This is a genomic window from Sphingomonas sp. (genome assembly GCF_023266535.1).
GTDB lineage: Bacteria > Pseudomonadota > Alphaproteobacteria > Sphingomonadales > Sphingomonadaceae > Sphingomicrobium.
The window spans coordinates 13,233-15,877 of the sequence record NZ_JAHFPY010000065.1; the positions used below are offsets into that span (position 1 = coordinate 13,233).

3 protein-coding genes and 1 pseudogene are annotated in these 2,645 nt (G+C 66.5%); all 4 read right to left on the bottom strand.

Annotation, left to right across the window (positions count from 1 at the left end; translation table 11 throughout):
• A partial coding sequence (locus Q0C64_RS10495; protein ID WP_294123544.1) for a class I tRNA ligase family protein occupies positions 1 to 408 on the bottom strand: 408 nt, incomplete at its 3' end.
• An 11-nt stretch (positions 409 to 419) separates the two neighbouring features.
• On the bottom strand, positions 420 to 1,397 hold the full coding sequence (locus tag Q0C64_RS10500; RefSeq protein ID WP_294123546.1) for a DNA polymerase III subunit delta': 978 nt from the start codon (positions 1,395 to 1,397) through the stop codon (positions 420 to 422).
• Positions 1,394 to 2,023 (bottom strand): dTMP kinase, encoded by a 630-nt coding sequence (gene tmk, locus Q0C64_RS10505; protein ID WP_294123548.1) that lies wholly within the window; start codon positions 2,021 to 2,023, stop codon positions 1,394 to 1,396. Before tmk ends, Q0C64_RS10500 begins: the two co-directional genes overlap by 4 nt.
• Positions 2,024 to 2,030: 7 nt before the next feature.
• Positions 2,031 to 2,645: pseudogene (locus Q0C64_RS10510) on the bottom strand (D-alanyl-D-alanine carboxypeptidase); the annotation flags it as partial.

Sequence of the window (2,645 nt, forward strand, 5' to 3'; positions counted from 1 at the left end):
GTCGTCGTAGAAGGCCTCATCGCGGACCGAATACCAGCCCTCGTAACGGTCGAGGTAGAGGTCGCCGGCGGCCTCCATCGCCCGCCAGATCGCCTTGCTCGCCCCATAGTGACGCGGCTCGGTAGTCCTTACAAACGCATTATAGCTGACATTCAAATCGTCGCACATCTGACGGAAATATCCCGACATTTCGTCAGCATATTCCTTCGTCTCGCGCCCGGCCGCGCGGGCCGTCTGGACCATCTTCAGCCCATGTTCGTCGGTGCCGGTGACCAGGCGCACGTCACGGCCCTGGGCGCGGCGAAAGCGGGCCATGGCATCGGCTGCAATCGCCTCATAGGCATGGCCGATATGCGGCTTGCCGTTGGGGTAGCTGATCGCGGTGGTGATGTAATAGGGCTCGGACATTGCCGATGCCCCTAACGGGATGCCGCCGCCGGAGCAACCGAGGCGAGGATGGTGCCCAACTGGAAGATGGTCGCCGCCTGGTCGAGCGAAAGCCGCGGCGCGATCGCCGCCGTCTCGCGCGCCCTGGCATAGGCGTCGAGTGCCCGGCCCCGCGCCTCACCGCTGAGGCCGACAGCCTCGGCGGCAATCAAGCCCGGCACCAGCTCGAGGAACGCGGCATAGCGCTCCGCCGCCGCCTTGGCGCCGAGCGCCGAGGCCAGCTTGGACCGCCGCCCATTGTCGGGATCGCCCTGCTTGAGGATCGCCAGCGCTTCGCTTTCCAGCGGCGCCAGGTCGAGCTCGGCGATCGCCAGCGCCCTTCCCGGCGAGCCATTGGCGAACGCCACCAGCCGCTCGATCTCGACTGATTTTGTCTCAGGCATTGAATGGCTTAACAGTGACGTCATGGCGTCGTCGCCCAACCTGGCGAAGTCCAGCCGGCGGCAGCGCGAGCGGATCGTTGGCAGCAGCCTGCCGGGATTGTGGCTGACGAGGAAGAACAGAGTGTTGGCCGGCGGCTCCTCGAGCATCTTCAGGAGCGCGTTGGCCGCCGACGCTTCCAGGTCGTCGACGCTGTCGATAGCGATTGCCCGCCAGGCCGAGAGCGACGGCGTCAGGCTGAGGAACTCGCCGAGCTCGCGGACTTGCTTGACGCTGATATTGCGCGCCAGCCCTTCGCCCCGCTCCTTTTCCAGCCGCTCCAGCCAGCGGAAATCGGGATGGCTGCCCGCCGTCACCAGCCTGGCGATCGGGTGCTCGGTGGACGTCTCCAGCCCGGGCAGGTCGAACGGCGGCCCCGCCGCTTCGGCCAGCATGCGCGTCGCGGCCATCCGGGCGAAGGTCGCCTTGCCGACGCCTCGGGGCCCGGCCAGCAGCCAGCCATGGTGTAGCCGCCGGCTCGTCCACGCGCTCGAAAATGCCTCGATCGCCCGATCCTGCCCCACAATCATGGCAGCAGGTCGCCCAGCGCATAGAGCAAGCGCGCCGTCACCGTTTCTGCATTGCCGCTGGCGTCAATCAGCTTGACCCGGTTCGGCTCCTGTTCGGCCATCGCGCGGAACCCGGCGTCGACCGCCGCGTGGTAGCTGGGCGATCTCGAGCCGATCCGGTCGCCTAGATGGCCATCTCTCGCCCTTGCCCTCAGCGCGCCTTCGCTTTCGTCGAGTGCCAGTACCAACGTACGATCGGGCAGGAAATCCTCGCTGCCGAAACGGTGAAGGGAACGTACTGCTTCGATACCCAGCCCCCCGGCCTCGCCTTGATAGGCCAGCGAGCTGTCGAGGAAGCGATCACTGAGCACCCATTCGCCGCGCTCCAGCGCCGGCTTGATGGTCTTTTCGACATGGTCGGCCCGAGCCGCGGCGAACAGCAGCGCCTCGGCGCGCGGGTTCCAGCGTGTCTCGTCGCCCTCCAGCAGCAGCATGCGGATCGCTTCGGCGCCGGGACTGCCGCCCGGTTCGCGCGTGACGACGACTGTCAGTCCTCTGCCCCGCAACGCTTCCGCCAACGCCTTCATCTGAGTCGACTTGCCGACCCCTTCCCCGCCTTCAAGGCTAATGAATCTGCCCCGCGTCAATTGGGGCTCACGCCATGCCAAGCAATTGCTTGAGGCCGATCCACGCCCGGGCGAAGAAGCCCGCTTCGCCGACTGCTTCCGACGCGACCAGCGGCATCACCTGCTCGCCCGAGTCCGACGTGATCACCACCAGGTCGGCGATGTGCTGGCCCTTGGCGATCGGCGCCTTGACCGGCCCCTGGTAGCGGATCTTCATCGCGCTGACCTTCGACAGCACGCCTGCCGGAATGGTGATGGCCAGGTCGCGCGGCGCCACCAGATTGACCTCGCTCGATCCGCCCAGCTGCACCGCGGCCTTGCCGACCACCGTGTCCTTCTTGAACAGGGGCTTGGCTTGCCAGGCGTTGAAGCCCCATTGCATCAGCTTGACCGATTCCTCGATCCGCTGGTTGAAGCTGTCGAGGCCGGCCACGACCATGATCAGGCGGCGGCCACCTTGCTCAGCCGATCCAGTAAAGCCGTAGCCCGCCTCGTCGGTGTGGCCGGTCTTGAGCCCGTCGGCGCCTTGCACACGGCCGAGCAGCGGGTTGCGGTTGGCCTGGGTGATGTCGTTGCCGCTCCCCAGCGTCTTGCCCCAGGTGAACGAAGTCAGGCTGTAGAATTTCTTGTAGAGATCGGGGTA